16 protein-coding genes are annotated in these 16,531 nt (G+C 54.2%); 4 read left to right on the forward strand and 12 right to left on the reverse strand.

The features are described from left to right. Position 1: 1 nt before the first annotated feature. The 8 genes from LX66_RS01450 to LX66_RS01485 form a co-directional block, all read right to left on the reverse strand. Positions 2 to 340, reverse strand: a complete 339-nt coding sequence (locus LX66_RS01450) for a hypothetical protein (protein WP_145710116.1) — start codon at positions 338 to 340, stop codon at positions 2 to 4. A 53-nt stretch (positions 341 to 393) separates the two neighbouring features. Continuing rightward, positions 394 to 918: a hypothetical protein gene (locus tag LX66_RS01455; protein WP_145710117.1), complete on the reverse strand. Its 525-nt coding sequence runs from the start codon at positions 916 to 918 to the stop codon at positions 394 to 396. Between the two features lie 125 nt (positions 919 to 1,043). Continuing rightward, positions 1,044 to 1,523: a DoxX family protein gene (locus LX66_RS01460; protein WP_145710118.1), complete on the reverse strand. Its 480-nt coding sequence runs from the start codon at positions 1,521 to 1,523 to the stop codon at positions 1,044 to 1,046. Between the two features lie 157 nt (positions 1,524 to 1,680). Continuing rightward, a complete protein-coding gene (locus LX66_RS01465; RefSeq protein WP_145710119.1) occupies positions 1,681 to 3,174 on the reverse strand; it encodes a calcineurin-like phosphoesterase C-terminal domain-containing protein in 1,494 nt (497 codons plus the stop codon). A 10-nt stretch (positions 3,175 to 3,184) separates the two neighbouring features. Beyond that, complete coding sequence (locus tag LX66_RS01470; protein WP_145710120.1) at positions 3,185 to 4,705, reverse strand: DUF5689 domain-containing protein; 1,521 nt, start codon at positions 4,703 to 4,705, stop codon at positions 3,185 to 3,187. Between the two features lie 18 nt (positions 4,706 to 4,723). Beyond that, entirely contained in the window at positions 4,724 to 6,259 is a 1,536-nt protein-coding gene (locus LX66_RS01475; protein ID WP_145710121.1) for a SusD/RagB family nutrient-binding outer membrane lipoprotein, read from the reverse strand. Positions 6,260 to 6,270: 11 nt separating this feature from the next. After that, positions 6,271 to 9,741 (reverse strand): SusC/RagA family TonB-linked outer membrane protein, encoded by a 3,471-nt coding sequence (locus LX66_RS01480; protein ID WP_211365923.1) that lies wholly within the window; start codon positions 9,739 to 9,741, stop codon positions 6,271 to 6,273. 191 nt (positions 9,742 to 9,932) lie between these two features. Next, entirely contained in the window at positions 9,933 to 10,907 is a 975-nt protein-coding gene (locus LX66_RS01485; RefSeq protein WP_145710122.1) for a FecR family protein, read from the reverse strand. Between the two features lie 200 nt (positions 10,908 to 11,107). On the opposite strand from LX66_RS01485, the gene LX66_RS01490 reads away from it, so the two are divergent. Genes LX66_RS01490 through LX66_RS01505 form a run of 4 tightly spaced genes read left to right on the forward strand, consistent with a single transcriptional unit; the run spans position 11,108 to position 12,805 of the window. Further along, a complete protein-coding gene (locus tag LX66_RS01490) occupies positions 11,108 to 11,707 on the forward strand; it encodes a class I SAM-dependent methyltransferase (protein ID WP_145710123.1) in 600 nt (199 codons plus the stop codon). A 33-nt stretch (positions 11,708 to 11,740) separates the two neighbouring features. Continuing rightward, positions 11,741 to 12,145 carry a VOC family protein gene (locus LX66_RS01495; protein WP_145710124.1) on the forward strand — a complete coding sequence of 135 codons (405 nt, stop codon included), beginning with the start codon at positions 11,741 to 11,743 and terminating at the stop codon, positions 12,143 to 12,145. A gap of 58 nt (positions 12,146 to 12,203) precedes the next feature. Continuing rightward, on the forward strand, positions 12,204 to 12,440 hold the full coding sequence (locus LX66_RS01500) for a hypothetical protein (RefSeq protein ID WP_145710125.1): 237 nt from the start codon (positions 12,204 to 12,206) through the stop codon (positions 12,438 to 12,440). After that, on the forward strand, positions 12,422 to 12,805 hold the full coding sequence (locus tag LX66_RS01505) for a type II toxin-antitoxin system VapC family toxin (RefSeq protein WP_145710126.1): 384 nt from the start codon (positions 12,422 to 12,424) through the stop codon (positions 12,803 to 12,805). The genes LX66_RS01500 and LX66_RS01505 overlap by 19 nt, the downstream gene beginning before the upstream one ends. A gap of 99 nt (positions 12,806 to 12,904) precedes the next feature. Here the strand turns inward: LX66_RS01505 and LX66_RS01510 are convergent, their stop codons facing one another. Genes LX66_RS01510 through LX66_RS01525 form a run of 4 tightly spaced genes read right to left on the reverse strand, consistent with a single transcriptional unit; the run spans position 12,905 to position 16,514 of the window. Continuing rightward, entirely contained in the window at positions 12,905 to 13,474 is a 570-nt protein-coding gene (locus LX66_RS01510; RefSeq protein ID WP_145710127.1) for an RNA polymerase sigma factor, read from the reverse strand. 59 nt (positions 13,475 to 13,533) lie between these two features. Further along, on the reverse strand, positions 13,534 to 14,460 hold the full coding sequence (locus tag LX66_RS01515) for a glycerophosphodiester phosphodiesterase family protein (RefSeq protein WP_145710128.1): 927 nt from the start codon (positions 14,458 to 14,460) through the stop codon (positions 13,534 to 13,536). 1 nt (position 14,461) lies between these two features. Beyond that, a complete protein-coding gene (locus LX66_RS01520) occupies positions 14,462 to 15,058 on the reverse strand; it encodes a histidine phosphatase family protein (RefSeq protein WP_145710129.1) in 597 nt (198 codons plus the stop codon). Beyond that, positions 15,051 to 16,514, reverse strand: a complete 1,464-nt coding sequence (locus LX66_RS01525) for an FGGY-family carbohydrate kinase (protein ID WP_145710130.1) — start codon at positions 16,512 to 16,514, stop codon at positions 15,051 to 15,053. Before LX66_RS01525 ends, LX66_RS01520 begins: the two co-directional genes overlap by 8 nt. Between the last annotated feature and the right edge of the window lie 17 nt (positions 16,515 to 16,531).

The raw sequence follows: 16,531 nt of genomic DNA on the forward strand, positions 1-16,531 counted from the left end.
ATTAGAGGCTCAAACCTACCTTGGGCCTGATAACTTTTGGCTTGATCACCTTCGGCCTGATCACCGGTTTGACCGGTATGGGAGCAGAAACAGGCGCAGGTTTTATCTTCCTTCTTGATTTCGGCACTTCTTTAATTTCCGGCGGTTTTACCTCCTGCTGTGTCTCACCTGGCGTTACCCCGGGAGGCACCGTATCCCTGGCCATGGACATCAGGCGAATATCAGGCAGTTCACTGCCATAGACGTTGCCTGTTTCCCGCCCAAGTAAGGCAAGGGGCGCCACAATCGCCAACCCCAACAGGAATGCGATCTGATATACAAACGATTTTTTCATCAGCATAAAAATACAGGTTTTTGCCGCTGTCCGCCAGCAAAAACCTGCATCCGGAAAAATTAAAGAATCCTGACTCCTGCTCCTGCCGTGGTGAGTGTATTCACTTTTACAGGCACTGTCTTTATTTTCAGTGAATTGCCCGCTGCCGCATTAATGCTTGCGTCCGCACCCACATTCTTTATCTGCCGGCCCACCTGTTTTGCCTCTTTCACTGCCTGCGCATGCAGGTGGCTCCCTGTTTCTCTCCCTGTATGCAGTCCACTTTCCACGCTGCCTTTTACTTCTTCTCCTATAGCAACGCCTGTTTTAGGGTTCCCGGCAACAGCGCCTTCCTGCTTATATTCAGCAGTCCCCTGTGCATTCAGCCCGGTTTGCAAGCGCTCCTGTGTAACACCGGCCGCTGACCTCATCTCTGCTGCTGATGATACGTTGGCGCCGGCAGATCCGCCCTGGTTGTTCATCCCGGCATCTACCCCGGCACTGGCATTTGCTTTTGCCTGCAGGTCGTGCTTTGTAGCAGCATTTTGTGCGAAGGCAGTAGTAGCAATAAACAACGCAATAAGAATTAATCCGTTCGCTTTCATAATTTCAATTTATGGTTAATAATTTTCTTGATGGGACAAAGCTATCCCCCCAAGATGAAGCGAACATGAAAATTCAAAATAAAAATCCCGCACTTTGAGAGCAGGTAGCTATACAGGCCGTTCCATCAATCACTTCCCGGCCTGATCCCTTTGACTTCCCACCCGGCGTCAGGCCACAGCGCATTTCCGTCTTTCAAGCCTTCCTGCTGCTTCTTTTGCAGGCGGCGGTGCGCACGCAGCGCCCGGGAAACCAGCAGCAGGCCGGCAAAAACAAGCGGGGTGATGATGTGGGCCACACTGTTGCCGGTGAATGCCTGGGAGGCCGTGGCGCCGGTGAGCTCAAAGAAGATGCCGGCATAAGCCCATTCCTGCAGCCGCGGGAAACGCGGCGCCAGCAAGGCAATGGCTCCCAACACCTTCCATATGCCGATAATGGTGAGGAAATACACCGGGTAGCCCAGTTGCTGTATGCCTTGTACGGTAGCCTCCATGCGCAGCAGGTTGGCGATGCCCCCGGAGAGCATTACCCATACCACGATGGCGGTGGCGATCCAATAGGCAATTGTACGGATGCGGGACGCAGTAGTGATATTATTCGTTTGCATAACTCAGTTTTTTATGGTGAATATTGATTGTATACACCCTAATAAGAACTGAGCGGGCCGGAATTGGACATGCAGGGGGAAATTTTTCCCGGAAATGCCAAAAGGCTTCAAATCATTGAATTTGAAGCCTTTTGGCGTGAATAAGAGATGCTACAGGTTATATCATAAGGGTATCTTCGTATACATTGCCGAAGCGGTCCGTTGCCTTTACCGTGATCTGCTTTGCAGCAGCGGAAGGTTTTGCAAAGAACATATGATCCGTCAAAGTGGGTTCCACGAACTTGTGCTTCTTAGGCAGCTCTGGGCCGGCATACAGCTCCACCGCCCAGGGGTCCAGCGATACCCGCCGTTCCATCGGGCCTTTCAACACACCATCCTCGTACCACTCCACTTTCCATTGATGATCCCAGTTCCATACATTGGCGGAAATTTCATCCGGCGCATCCTGCAGCCGGCCTTTGGCATACACCCGTAACTGCTGTTCCTTTGGCAGGCCGGTGGATTTGTAGTACCATTTAATATCCGTGCCGTCCACTTCATACACGCCGTAGCCGCCGGGCGTACCGTCGCCGCAAATCGGGCCGGTCCACCAGGCACCGCAAACCGTGCCGTGGTTGTGCTCCATAATGTTCCCTTCCTCCCAGTTATCATTAAAATGCGTATGGCCGCTCATGATATGCACCTTGTAGGGCGCCAGCAGCTTGTATAGCTGCTTCCGGTTGGAGACGGTACCGCCTATCGGGTCTTCCCCTTTGTTCCGGCGCCCGGCGCCGGTATAGGTAGGAATGTGCAGGCTCAGCACAATGGTGCTACCCGGTTTTACCAGCGCCAGGTCCTGCTCCAGCCACTGCAACTGGTTTTCCGTGAGGTAACCGATGTATTTTTTGGCGGCGCCTATAAAGAACACATCATCCAGCACGATGTAATGTATCTCTCCCCGGTTAAAGGAATAGTAGGTGGGTCCGAACTGCTGCTTAAAGGTATTGGCCGAATGATCATCTGTACGCGCATCGATATCCATATCGTGGTTCCCGATCACGTTATAGAACGGGATGCCGCAAGCCTCCACGGCCTGCCGGTAACCTTCAAACAGCTCAAAGCGATCCCATACCAGGTCGCCGCAGCCAATGCCGTGGAACAGGGCGCCTTTGGGATAGGACTGTACCAGCGCCTGCAGATCCGGTACGGACTGGCTTTTCAGCAGCTCCACATCTTTCCGGGAGCGCATCTGCGTATCCGCCCATACCACGAAATTATGCTTACGGTCATCCGTCTCCAGTTGCTCCAGCTCAAAATCATTTTGCTGCACGCCGCCTGTTCTGGCCACCGGTTGATAGAAGGCGGCAATGCTTTTATTTTCCGGGATGGCGTATCCTGCCGGTACGCTGATGTACACAAATTCCGCGGTAGCGTTGCTGGCCAGCTCGTACTGCCCCCTGGCATCCGTCTGCACAATATTGATCCCGTCTGTTACGGCCACGCCGGCAATGCCTTTCCCCCCGCTGTGCACCTTTCCTTTGAGGGTGATGGCGGAAAGGTCTTTATTGCCGCGTTTAATGCGGGGCTTCGCCTGCAGCAGCGCGGATGGCACGGTGAGCAATGATCCGGTAATGCCCAGGTTTTTTAAGAAGTTTCTCCTGTTAAGCGTCATCTCTCTTGTATTATTGTTTAAGCGTTGTTGATCCTTCCCCTTCAATTTCAGTGATCAGCGATTGTTTGGTGAGCAGCAGCGCGGTCTGGCTCCTGGCCTTTATCCACCTGCCGGTAGCCGGGTTATACTCGCCGCCCAGCAGGTTAAAATATCCCTGGCCGCCGTTATACACCAGGCTGAGGGTATTGGTGCCGCTCCGGTAAAAGGGCTGATCTTCCAGCGTAATCGGGTTCTTCACATCGTAAAAATCCGTGTTGGTGATCCGGTAGCCCACAGGAGGCGGTCCGGGCGTGTACAGGCTCCCGCCTGTAGCTATAAACAACACATCCACCGGCCGGGAATCTACGGTAATATCGGTGCCTTCAAACACGGCCAGGCCGGAAGCATTGCCGCTATTGGCAAACAGGCCGCCGGTCTTGGTGCCAAAGCCATCACCATCAATCTTGGTATAGTCAAAGGACCGGATCCAGTTAAGGCTGCTCATGCTGGTGGAGGAGGAGCCGTTGATCATCTTTCCGGCGCCGCCTACGTAAAAGAAGGTGCCTTTGGCGGCCGTACCGGAAGTAAGGTTGAACTTAAAGGTACGCCTGTCGCCGGTAGCCCAGCCATTAGCCGGGTAGCCCGTAGGCGTAGAAGCATTCGCGTTATTGGTCACTACTACGGAAAAAGGTGTAGCAGCAAAGTCTATATCACGGGTAGCCATCAACTGGATATATTCATAGTTGCCATCACCGCCGCTCAGGTCGCTCATGAAACCGGTGATGATAACCGGCGTTATTTCCACGGTGGAGCTGAGCACGGCCAGGTCGCTTGCCGTGCGCAGGCGGAGCTGCGGCGCCGGCTGACCGTCTTTGCCATTAAAATTAAAAACGATGCCGTAATAGTTGGCATTTATTTTCAGGGTAGTATCTGCAAAGGTGGCGCCAGGCTCCGTGTGCAGGGTGAGCTCACCGAAGCCGTCATTCAGCAGCTTGTCGCCGGACATTACATCTGTAGGTGCGGGCAGCGGATCAAACCCGCCTTTTACCACTACCAGGAGCGTGCTTTCATACCTGTCGGGCCTTTCCAGTACCTGGCTGGTGGTTACCCGGTTGAGGGGAATGGCATTGCCGGAAGATACTTTGGTGATATCGCCGGGCGTAATGCCGGTGATCTGCAGCACGCCGTCCACTTTTGTCAGCACACCGCCGCTTACGTTAATGATCACGGAATCGCCGGGCATAAAATCGGCAGCCTGCGCGCCAAGGGGAATGGAGATGCCGCGGAGCTGCGACAAACGGCGGCGGTCCTGCACTACCAGCAGGCCCTCCGGCAGGTTGCCGCCGGAGTGGTCGGATACTACCATGGCGGCGATCTTTTCAGAGCCGAACATGTTATCCGTGGTAAGCGTCAGGTCTTCCCCCTTGTACAGGTTCCGGATATCAAATATGGCGATATAGGGGCTGATAGCGGCGCCCGGGTAATTGTCCTTCTTACATCCCCACAAAAAGGCCATTGTCAACAGCAAAAGCGAATATATAATGCGTTTCATTCCTTGAGATTTTATTTGTTACGGTTTCTGCCACCATACCTCGGTAGAGATCACATCCGGTCCCTGGGCGGCTACAGCAGCTTTATAGTTGGTGGGATTGGTAGATTGCACATACACCGGGTAAGTCATCCTGGCGGGCATTACTCCGTTGTTCCGCAGCCCCGGACCTTTGGGCAATATGGGATGGCCGGTGCGGCGGTACTCAAACCATTGCTGCATATCCGTGAGGAACAGGGCGTAATATTTCTGCAGGTGAATGCGCTCCATTTTCTCCTCCGGCGTCATGCTTTCCACCCATTGGATATCGGATGCGGCCAGGAAATCTTCAATAGGCACGTCCCATTGCGGCAACCAGAGTGTAATGCTGTTCAGGGCGCCATTGGTATAATAAGCGCCGGCATCGCCGCTGATCCATCCTTTCAGGGCCGCTTCAGCCAGGATGAACTGTACTTCCGCGTAGTTCATCATCATACCGGTCAGGGGATCGGTCTGTAAAGTAGGTCCGGCGCCGCTGTTGGCGGAAGTGGAATAGAAATAGGATTTCTTTACCGGGTTATCGCCGGGCGCATAGCCGCTGGGAATGCCCAGGTAAGCGCCCTGGTAAGGAGCGATGCCCCAGCGGTTGATCTTGGTGGGCGTGCCGGTTCCATAAGTAGGAATGTCAATGCGGGGATCATTCCAGTTCACCAGGTGCTCAATAAAGAAGGTGGCAATGCCCGGGGAGCGGAAGTCCTGCTCCCTTACAGACAGGTAAGGCGATACAAAGGGCCCCACGCCGGTCCATCTTAAAATAGCCGATTCATCATTATTGGAGATGATGGGATAGGTGGACGCTTTTTCATCCACTATTTCCCGGATCTTGGCAATACAGGTATCGGCTACTTCCGTTTTACCGGAAATTCTCAACAACAGCCGCAGGTACAGGGAGTTGCCGAACCTGCGCCATTTGGCCACATCACCATAATAGACCGGGTCGCTGGAAGCCGTGATGCCCGTGCCCCTGGCCAGCAGGGTATTGGCTGCTTCCAGCTTTTTAAATATATCCATGTAGATGTCCCGCTGCCTGTCAAAAACCGGTTCCAGGATGGTGCTGTCCTTTGCCAGGTTGGACTGGAAATAAGGCACATCCCCGTAAGTATCCGTGAGCATGGAATACACCCATGACTGGCAAATGAGGGAGATGCCCTGGTAGGACTCATTGAAAGTGAGCTGCTCACCGGCAATTTTGTAGATGTCCTTAAAATTGGTCAGCTCGGAGTACCAGCCGTTGTATAAATAATCGGACCAGTTGGAGCGGAAATCGTAGCGGAACACCCTTCCTTCCGCATCATTCGGGTCTACCGTTACCTGCATTAGCTCATTGTTGAAGTTGCGGTTCCGGATCATGTTATAGGTGAGGGTGCTCACCAGGGCCGGCGCCAGCAATTGCGAGGGCTGCGCGCTCGGCGTATTATTCGGATCGGTATTGATCTCCTGGAAATCTTTTGTACAGGAGGAAAGCAGGATGCTGCCCGTCAATACGATACCTGTTATTTTATGTATGATCTTGTTCATTGCTCAAAAAGTTAAAGTCCAACAACCAGGTTAAATCCAAAGGTGCGGGTAGACGGGAACTGCGCGATCTCAAAGCCCTGCACAATGTCCGTTCCGCTCAGGGTACCGAATTCCGGGTCAAACATGGGCCATTTGGACCAGATGTACAGGTTGCGGCCATATACGCCCAGGGTGAGCCGCTGCAGGCCGATCCGCCTGGTCAGGCCGGAGCTGAAGGTATAAGCCAGGCGGGCCTCCCGGAACTTCACGAAGTCGGTACGGAAGGTGCTGCCCTCCGCATTGTCTGCGCCATAGTGAGAACGGTAGTATTCGTCAATATCCGTTGCAATCACGTCGTTCGGGCGGTACTTGCCGTCGCCGTCCGCCACCACGCCATTACCGATAATGCCATTGTAGCGTCCCGGCAAGGTTTTGGTGAGCTTGCCCTGTTCGGACATTTTATAATGCATGAGCGAGTGCGCTACGGCGCCGTACTGCGCATCAAACTGCAGGTGCAGGCTGAACTGCTTGTACTGGAAATCGTTGATGAATCCCAGTTTCCATTTCGGGATGGTATTGCCCAGGTACTGTACGTCCTGCGAGATCAGCGCAAAACCTGTTTTGGCATCGTACACCACCTGGCCGTCCGGGCCCCTTACATAGCCTCTTCCATACAGGTCGCCCATGCTGCCGCCTACCCTGGCTACGATCTGTCCGCCGCCTACGGGGCCGGTACGCAGCACTACGGAACTGTCGGCCAGCTCCACTATTTTATTCCGGTTGGCGGAGAACACGATGCTGGAGTTCCAGGTAAAGCCTTTTTTGGTGCGCACCGGCGTGCCGTTCACTGCCACCTCTATTCCTTTGTTGTTTACCTGCCCGGCATTGATCAGTTGTTTGGCGTAGCCGGAAGAACGGTCTATCACCCGCTCCAGGATCTGGTCTTTGGTGGTGCCGGTATACAGGGCCAGGTCAAAGCCCAGGCGGTTGCCGAACATTTTTACATTCGTGCCCACTTCATAAGAAATGGTCCTGAGCGGCCGGAGATCCGGGTTGGCCAGCAGTGAAGGATTCTGCAGGCCGCCATTATACAGGCTGCCGGCGGTGGCATAGTTGTACGCAGTGAGGTAAGGCTTGGTGCCGCCACTACCCACACCAGATACGGAGAAGCGCAGCTTGGCAAAGCTGATATAGCCGGGCAGCCTGTAAGCTTCTGACGCCACGAAGCTCAGGTTGGCGGAAGGGTAGAAGAACCCGGCATTTTCCGTCCGCTCCGGTGTAGCCAGCACGCTGTTCCAGTCCTGGCGGGCCGTGAGGTCCATAAAAAGATAATTCTTGTATCCCATGGAGATCAGGCCGTAAAAGCTGTTGATGGCATAGCGGCTTTTCCAGGGCATGGTTACCAGGGGACCGGCGGCATTGGCCATGGTATACAGGCCGGGGTAGGTCAGTGAGTCCGCCCGCGTTTCATCCTTGTTATAACGGTTCCGCAGCAAGCTGCCGCCCAGGGAAACGGAAATATCTATATCGCTGTTGATATCCGTAGCGTATTTTAACAGGAAGTCGCTGCTGGCCTCCATGGAAAAGATATTCTGCGTGCGGTAGCTGCCTTTGGGCAGCTTGGCGCCGGCATCGTAGGGACGCTCCTGCGCACGCTGCTCATAGGCAAAGTCCATGGAGGTGCGCAGCATCAGGCTCAGCTTGTTGGTAAAATCGTAGGTGGCCTGGATGTTCCCGGTCACCCCGTGGCGGTTGGAGCGGTTGATGAACTCATAGGCCACGGCATAGGGATTCTCCGGGTAAGTGCTGTAGGGATATTTAATTTTCCGGCCTTCCTGGCCATTCACCCAGTAATTGCGCAGCCAGTCCAGGTCCGCGTTCGGCTGCCAGAAGATATACCAGTACATGATGGACTGGTTGCCATAGCCGGAGCTGGGTAAGTTGTCGCTTGACTTGTTGGTATAGTTCACCTTGGAAGATATCCGGAGCTTGTCATTCACTTTGGTGCTAACGGACATGGATACGGTATTCCGGCTGTAGCCGGTATTGGGAATGATCCACTTGTTGTTCACATTGGTAAGCGAGAAACGGGCGGAGGTTTTGTCCGTGCCGCCATCCACGCTGATGGTGTTGGTGAAGGTCTGCCCGGTCTCGAAGAATTTGTTGATCTTACCGGGATAAGCTACCCAGGGCGTTCTTTCCTCTCCCCTGGCCTGCGTTACCGGGTCATACTGGTAAAATAGCTGCCCGTCGAATTTGGGGCCATAGGCGGAGCTGGTGCCGCTGGTGCTGGCCCCATCCACGTAAGTGCCATAAGAATAATAGTCTGCCCCATCCAGGCCCTGCCCGTATTCAAACTGCATGTCGGGCCAGCGGTTCACCTGCTCCATGGCAGCATTGGAGGAGAAGGTAACGCCCAGTCCTTTCCTTTTCTTACTACCGGATTTGGTGGTAATGATCAATGCGCCGTTGGCGCCACGCTGCCCGTACAAAGCCGCTGCGCCCGGACCTTTCAGCACGGTCACGGATTCGATGTCCTCGGGGTTGATGTCATTCAGCCCGCTGCCGTAATCCGCGGGCATGTTATCGCTGCTGGTACCGTAAGAGGATTCCCCGTCTACGGCAGAGCGGCGCGCGCTGCCCTGGTTGATCACCACCCCGTCTACCACGATCAGCGCTTCGTTGTCGCCGGTCAGGTTATTCTCCCCGCGCAGGATGATCTTGTTGGAACCGGTAGGGCCGGCGCCGGAGCGGACCAGGTTCAGGCCGGCCACCTTGCCGGACAGGGCGTCCGTCCAGTTGGCCGACATCGCGTTGGTCAGCTCCTCTCCCTGTACGGTGGTGGTGGCGTAGCCCAGGGTCTTTTCCTCGCGCGGTATGTTCAGGGCGGTTACCACTACTTCATCCAGCGCTTTCGGATCGGGCAGCATCTGCAGGTCCAGCGTTTGTGTTTTATCCACGGTGATCTCCCGGTTGATGTATCCTAAGAATGAGAACACCAGCGTGGTACCGGCGGAAGGCAGGACCAGGGTATAAGCGCCGGTGGCATTGCTCACCGCCCCGGTTTTCCCGTCCCTGGACCGGATATTTACCCCGATCAGCGGCTCTCCCTTCTCATCGGTCACCCGACCGCGTACCACTACCTGCTCATCGCCCCTGGCGGCAGCCGCCAGTTGCCCGGCATTGTTGTTGCCGGCCCTGAGGCGGTAGATCACGATCTTTTCTTTCAGCACCTGGTAACCAAAACCGGTTTCGGACAGTATCCTTGTCAGCACCGCAGCTACTGTTCTGTCCCTGAACGTAGCGGTAATTCTTTTGCGGGACCTTCTCAGTTCCAGCGCATCGTACATAAAACGGGCATTGAGCGCGCCCTCTATTTTCTGCACGGCGCCAAACAGGTCATCGTTGCTCAGCGTTACAGATATTTTCTTCTCTGTAAGGTTTTCCACCTGGGCAAAGACCCAATGCGGGAGCAGGCATATCACCAAGCCTGCTATCAGCATACCTCCCCGCCGTTGTATGCTGTTGCCCCCATTTGTAAAAAGTGTTTTTTTCCGGTACATATTTTTGTTATCTGGTTGTTTTGCGATTGGTTGTTTTATGCTTTGTTCATTTTTGCGCATACGATGTCCTGTCCCATTGATCCCAATGAAAAAATTGATTGTCTGAATATTTGCAAGGTTCCGGCTGTTGCTTATGGATAGGCTACAGTAATAACTCCTGTTGCTGTCCGTTCCCAATGTATCCCTGTGGTCAGTGCCAGGGCTGTCATCATATCGTCCAAACTGTCGTTATTGGTAAAATCGCCGGAGAACTGTTTGCCGGACGGTCCGGCGGGCAGTTCCAGCGCTACATTCCACTTTTGTGCGATCACTTTTAACACCTGTTCCAGCGGCGCTTCCGTAAAGGACAGGCTATGCTGTGTCCAGGCCATTACCTGCTGCGCGTCTACGGGTTGCAGGCTGGCTTTCCGGGATTGCTTGTTATACAGTACCTGCAGGCCGGGCTTTAATTCCGCCAGGGGCTGCTCATCCGCGGCTACCCTTACCCTGCCCGTCACTACGCTTACGGTGGCCTGGGCCGGCTGCTCATTCACTACGAACGAGGTGCCCAGTACGGTAATGTCCAGGGAAGCAGTATGTACAATGAAGGGCTTCTCCCCGTCTTTGGCTACTTCAAAAAATGCGCTTCCTTCCAGGTTCACGGAGCGCTGGCCGCCCCGGTACGCCACGGGGTAGCTGATGGAGGCGCCGGTGTTCAGGATCACCAGGGTCTGGTCCGGCAGTTGCACCCTTTTTATTTCATAGGGCCCGGCTTTGACGATCCGGCGGGCTACGGGGGCGATATTGTCGGCCAGTTGGTAGCGGAACACCCATCCCAGCGCACCGGTGGTGGCCACGATGATGAGCGCGGCGGCTACGCGCACAAAACGCCCGGAAAGGCTACGGAGCAGGCCACGGCCGGTCGGCGGTGCGGCGGCTTCCGGCCGGGTGATGGCCTGCAGCCTGGGCAGCAATTTAGCGGCAATGATCCTTCTGCGCTCTTCCGTCAACTGGTAATCATTGCTTTCCGTTTGCCGGAACCATTGCTCTACCAGCGCCAGATCCTCATCGGTGGCCTGACCGTTCAGGTAGCGCTGTATGACCTTTTCAAATCCGTTTATGTCCATTCAGGGCGTCTTTATATATAAGTCCGGTAAAAATGCTTTTTAACCATAGGGGAATGTTAAGCAATTATTAAGTGATGCAGATCTGCCGGCAGGACAAGAGGAAATTGCTGTTGGGGAACAGCAAATGGGGGCTCCCAACCCCGGCGAGGCAGTCAGACAGCTTTAGATTTTCTCTACATTTGTTAGAGGATTCCGCCAATATGGAAAACGAAAAAAACAACGCTTTTAAAGCATACAATGTCATCGCCGACTGGTTTTCTGAAAACCGGTACCAGGGAGTAATGGAGCAAGCCTACCTTGACAGCCTGGTTGAGATCACAGGCAAGGGAGCGGACGTGCTGGATCTTGGCTGCGGAACCGGGGCGCCCATCATGAGATACCTGTTAAGCAAGGGAATGCAGGTAACGGGGGTGGATGCCAGCTACCGCATGCTGGACATTGCAAAGAAAAATCTTCCATCCGCGGATTTTGTACAGGCAGATATGCGCCGACTTTCATTAAGCCGTAAATTTGACGCCATTATTGCATGGCACAGCCTCTTCCACCTTCCCCCTGAAGATCAGCCTCCGATGTTCCAGGTATTTAAAAGCCATTTGAATAGCAAGGGCGTGTTATTGTTCACTTCAGGCACCGCATACGGTGAGACCTGGGTAATGAACGGGGGAATAAACCTGTTTCACGGCTCGCTGGATACCCATCAATACCAGTCACTGCTTGAAGCCCATGGTTTCCGCATACTGTTATACAGGGAAGGCGATCCTGCGTGTGGTAACGCCAATGTCTGGATGGCGCAATTGTAAAAGCAATTATTTAACCTTACAAGGGCACCTTACATGGCTAAAACAGCGATTTCCGGCATTGCGCCATTCTTTATCGTAAAGCATGTTCCCACCGCGCTGAGGTTTTATCGCGACCGCCTCGGGTTCGACATCACGTTCCAGGGACCCAGCGAAGACGATATCTTCTTCGGCATTGTCCAACGGGGTGCGGCAATGATCATGCTGAAAGACATTGGTGTCGATCCCGTACCGAACTACACACGGGATATCAAAAAAGGTATTGCCCGCTGGGACGCTTACCTTCATGTCCCGGATCCTGACGCGCTGGCGGCAGAATTCTCGTCACGCAATGTCGGGTTCTTTCAACCACTCATGGACAGTGATGATGGTTTGCGGGGATTTGAAATTAAAGACGCCGACGGATATGTATTGTTCTTCGGGCGCACGCTGGATGGATAGCCGGCCCAAACCCGTTAATGTTACATGTTTTTAGTATTTTTATGGAAAATAAGCCTGTATGATCAGAACAACACTCACACCGCAGAATACAGATTTGCACCTGTCTATTCCTAAGGACTATGTAGGCAAGCAAATTGAAGTGTTGCTATATGCTACTGATGAGTTACAACAAGCGCCACCCGTTAAAAATACGTTAGCCAAACTTAGGGGAGCGCTTAAACTTACCAATGATCAGTACAACAATCTTCAGCAACACATAAAAGATATTCGTAACGAATGGAACAGGGCTATTTGATTGACACCAATACAGTTATCGATTTCTTAGATAATAAGCTCCCGGAAAAAGCAGCCGTTTTAGTTGAAAACCTGGTTCCACAGATCTCAGTCATTACCCGTATGGAACTACTGGCCTGGCCCCAGGCAAATGAGCAACAGCTACAGGTACTCCAGGCTTTTATTACCGTATGCAATGTACTTACACTGGATGAAGCAGTAATTGTTAAGGCTATAGAGCTCAGGAAGACGTATCGCATAAAACTCCCTGACGCCATTATTGCAGCAACCGCTGTTGTCTGGAATTTAACCTTGATTAGTCGCAATATCGCAGATTTTAAAAATATACAGGGCTTACAAATTGTTAATCCGCATGAACTAGCCTAAAGGATATTACCGGCCATTCACCACAGCATTCATCCGATCATTTGCCGTAACATTCCCGCTGCCTTTTTCCCGTTTTAGTAACCTGTGCAGATCTTTAGCTCAAAAGAAACAAAACAACATGGCGTGCTGAAGGGATTTTTTCAGCCTTTTCCTGGCCAGGCCCAACTGGTTGCGCACGGTTTGCTCGGAAAGAGAAAGGGATTTGGCAATGTCCGCTACTGTGCGGTGCTGCTCAATATATAACAGATACACTTCGCGCATTTTGCCGGGGAGGGATTGTATCTCCTGTTTCAGGATCGTTTCCAGCTCTTTGGTGATCACCACTTCCGAGGCATTGTTTACGGCGGGCAGCAGGGTTTCCCGCACCTGTTCCAGCTTCTGCGGGTTTTGCAGCATGGCGGCCACCTGGTTGATCACCTTATACTTGACGGCGGAAAAAAGGTAGGCCTTGAAATTGTCTCCCCTGATCTCCAGGGAATGGCGCCGGGCCCAGAGGCTGGCGAATACTTCCTGCACCACATCGGCTGCATCTTCTTCTGATCCCAGGCGCTTCATGGCAAATACGAACAACTGCTCCCACAGGCGGAGATAAAGCATTTCAAAAGCAAGGGCATCATCCTGCTGAATGCGCTGCAGTAGTTCCATATCAGTTAATTCCGCGATGCTCATATTGAAGCAGTAAAAGTAGGCCAAGCCATGGAAACTTCTATGTTAAGCGATTATTAACTTTAACGCAGGCCAAAGAACCGCTGCTTGCTGCTGCCGGACGGTACCAGGGACTGTATTGCTTCCGCTGCCTCTATGGAACGATCGGCCTCTATCAGGCTGGCGCCATCCCGGATAATGGCCTGGTAAGCGGCGGCGCGCTCCGCAGCATCGGGCAGCTTGTCATACGTGGGCGCGGCAGAGATCATGCACATTACGCCCCGCTGGTGGAGCTGCTCATACAGGGGCTGCAGCTCCGGCTTGTTATGCGGCCCCACATAGGCCATGATATGCGTCCAGGGAATACCCAGCGCTTCATACTCCTGCAGGGCTTTTGGTGTTTTCACAAAGGCTTCAAATACAATTTCCGGGTTACGGTCATGGTAGAATTTCGCTTCCCCGGCGTTATGTACTGTTACCATTATATGCCCTTCCGCATGATGATCCCTGATGATTTTGGCCGTCATTTCAAAAGGTACATCTTTTTTGTCGAGTATCAGCACGGTTTTCCCCTTGCTCCAGCGGATGGCCTCTTCCAAGGTGGGAATGCGGTAAGAGGTCACCTTGCCTTCCACATCCTTTAACTGCAACTGTTTCAGCTCCGCCAGGGTGTAGTCGCTTACCTTACCGGTGCCGGTGGTGGTACGGTCCAGGGTGGCGTCGTGCATCAGTACGATCACGCTGTCTTTGGTCAGGCGCGGGTCTATCTCAAAAGTAGCGGGCGTATGACGCAGGGTGTTCTCAAAGGCCTCGATGCTGTTCTCGGGGTATCCTTTGTTCACGCCGCCCCGGTGCCCGCTGATGAAAGGGATGTCATGCCCGGTGTATCTGAAGAAGGCGCGCAGCTCTTTTGCATTTTTGATATTAAGCACGTGCAGTTGGCCGGGTTGCGCCTGCGTACAGGCATTGCAGGCCATGATGATGACGAGGGCCAGTAAGTTCTTATACATGTCAGAATTTTGAATTAAGGTGTTGTAAGGTAAAATCCCCATTGGTGCTGAGGGTAAATACGGTGATGGATGCGTTGTCCTGCACCAGCATACGGTAATGCTTCAGCGGCATGCCCAGCTTGTAGGCCAGGTACAGGCGGTTCACGCCGTTATGCGCTGCTACCAGCACATTGCCGGCCGGATGCCGCTGCAGCAGCTCCCGGAAAAAATCGTCTACCCTGGTTACGATCTCCATACCGGTTTCCCCAGTGCCGCCGGCGCGGTGAATGGCGGGGTTGTTCATCCAGTTATGCCACAGTTGCGGGTTCTCCGCGATGAACTCCTCCTTTGTTTTCCGTTCCCAGCCGCCAAAGTCCGCTTCTACCAGGCGGGGGTCTTTGATGGCTTCCCGCCCGCCGGCGATGCAGGCAGTGGTAAAAGCCCTTTCCAGCGGGGAAGCATATACGGCTTCAAACGGAATATCCTTTAACTGTTCGCGCACCGCTTCGGCCTGCCGGATGCCTTTTTCCGTAAGGGAAATATCCGAACGGCCGCAGTAGCGGTTGTTGTCTGCGTTCCAGGCGGTTTGCCCGTGGCGTAGTAAAAAAATGTTAAGCATATGTGTGATGCGGAATGTATCCTTTTTGTTGCAGCGTTTGTATAAATTCCTGGTAATGCGCTTCGTAATCCGTTGCCAGCGCCGGTTCCGGCCGCACTTCCTTTTCCACCTGCGTCATGGCGGCAGCGGCTTCCATGATGGAGGAAAAGCAGGTTTTGGAAGCAGCCAGGATAGCCGCACCCATTGCGCCGGTAACGTGCTTCATTTTATACAGCGGCAGGTTCAGCACATTGCTGCGAATGCGCAGCCAGGCATCGCTGTTGCTGGCGCCGCCCGCGGTATACACGGCCTTCACCGCTTCGCCGCTGAGTTGCCGGATCCTGGCATAGGCATAGCGCTCAATACAGGCCACGCCTTCCATACCGGCGGCCAAGCGTTCGGCCGTGGAAAGGCCCGGCGCTTCAAACCCGCGCGCCTGCGGCGCTACAAAGGGGAAACGCTCGCCCTCCTGCAGCAGGGGCCAGGATAAATGCCCGCTGGGGATCAGCGCTGCGGCCGCTGTTTCCAGTGCCGCCAGGTTTCCGCTGAACTGGCGGCTGATCCAGTCTGCGCCCGTGTTGCTGGCGCCGCCGGGCATCCAGTAACCTTCCGGGTGGCGGTGGCAGTACAGGCTGCCGGACGGGTCGTGGATAAAAGCGGTGGTCACGCCTTTTACCACCAGCGTAGTGCCAATGGTGGTGTTCCAGTCGCCGGGCTTAACGGCGCCGGAGGCGATCTGCGAGGCGCAGCCATCCGTCATGCCGGCCACTACCATCACATCGTCCGGGAGGCCCAGGCTGGCGGCCAGGGCCGGGTCCAGCGCCCCTACCGGCGTACCGGAGGGCACTACCTGCTGCAGCCATTGCTGCTGCAAAGGCAGTTGCTGCCAGATGTAAGCCGGCCAGCATTTGCGCTGTACATCATAGCCGGATTTCAGGGCGTTGGTAAGGTCCGTTACATCATAGCGGCCGGACAGCCTGCCGGTAATGAAGTCCGCTGCATGGATGAACTTGTACAGGCGGCCGGCCTGCCCGGGGTGCCTGTTGATGAACCACAACATTTTCGGCAGACCGCTGGAAGTATTAAAAGCCGTATACCCCTCCGGGTTATATGCAAGGGCCGCCTCCCGGCAGATGCGGCCTTCTTCCACCTGCCGCCCGTCGCTGTACATAATAGCGGGATGCAGGGGCTGGTGATCGTGATCGATGGGAATGATGGTGCCGGATGTGGAGGTAACGGCCATCGCCCGGATATGCCGGAGGTCCGTATGCCGGGCCACATCTTTCAATAGCTGCTGCAGCGAGCGCAGGCAGGCAGCCCACCAGTCCGGCGGCGACTGCTCTTCCCGCGACTGCGCGCTGAGCGGGAAACTTTCCTCCCGGCTGCCCAACAGTTGGCCCCGGGCATCCGCCAATACCACCCGCGCGCCCTGCGTGCCTACATCTATCCCTATAAAACAGGCGTGATCGTCGTGCATAAATTTGATTTGTAAAT

The sequence above is a fragment of the Chitinophaga japonensis genome (genome assembly GCF_007830125.1).
Classification (GTDB): Bacteria; Bacteroidota; Bacteroidia; order Chitinophagales; family Chitinophagaceae; genus Chitinophaga; species Chitinophaga japonensis.

Coding starts and splice junctions, on each gene's coding strand:
- LX66_RS01495 (WP_145710124.1), top strand. CDS start 11,741: ATGGCTAAAACAGCGATTTCCGGCATTGCGCCATTCTTTATCGTAAAG.
- LX66_RS01510 (WP_145710127.1), bottom strand. CDS start 13,474: ATGAGCATCGCGGAATTAACTGATATGGAACTACTGCAGCGCATTCAG.
- LX66_RS01460 (WP_145710118.1), bottom strand. CDS start 1,523: ATGCAAACGAATAATATCACTACTGCGTCCCGCATCCGTACAATTGCC.
- LX66_RS01455 (WP_145710117.1), bottom strand. CDS start 918: ATGAAAGCGAACGGATTAATTCTTATTGCGTTGTTTATTGCTACTACT.
- LX66_RS01450 (WP_145710116.1), bottom strand. CDS start 340: ATGCTGATGAAAAAATCGTTTGTATATCAGATCGCATTCCTGTTGGGG.
- LX66_RS01505 (WP_145710126.1), top strand. CDS start 12,422: ATGGAACAGGGCTATTTGATTGACACCAATACAGTTATCGATTTCTTA.
- LX66_RS01490 (WP_145710123.1), top strand. CDS start 11,108: ATGGAAAACGAAAAAAACAACGCTTTTAAAGCATACAATGTCATCGCC.
- LX66_RS01500 (WP_145710125.1), top strand. CDS start 12,204: ATGATCAGAACAACACTCACACCGCAGAATACAGATTTGCACCTGTCT.
- LX66_RS01485 (WP_145710122.1), bottom strand. CDS start 10,907: ATGGACATAAACGGATTTGAAAAGGTCATACAGCGCTACCTGAACGGT.
- LX66_RS01470 (WP_145710120.1), bottom strand. CDS start 4,705: ATGAAACGCATTATATATTCGCTTTTGCTGTTGACAATGGCCTTTTTG.
- LX66_RS01475 (WP_145710121.1), bottom strand. CDS start 6,259: ATGAACAAGATCATACATAAAATAACAGGTATCGTATTGACGGGCAGC.
- LX66_RS01465 (WP_145710119.1), bottom strand. CDS start 3,174: ATGACGCTTAACAGGAGAAACTTCTTAAAAAACCTGGGCATTACCGGA.
- LX66_RS01480 (WP_211365923.1), bottom strand. CDS start 9,741: ATGCTGATAGCAGGCTTGGTGATATGCCTGCTCCCGCATTGGGTCTTT.
- LX66_RS01525 (WP_145710130.1), bottom strand. CDS start 16,514: ATGCACGACGATCACGCCTGTTTTATAGGGATAGATGTAGGCACGCAG.
- LX66_RS01515 (WP_145710128.1), bottom strand. CDS start 14,460: ATGTATAAGAACTTACTGGCCCTCGTCATCATCATGGCCTGCAATGCC.
- LX66_RS01520 (WP_145710129.1), bottom strand. CDS start 15,058: ATGCTTAACATTTTTTTACTACGCCACGGGCAAACCGCCTGGAACGCA.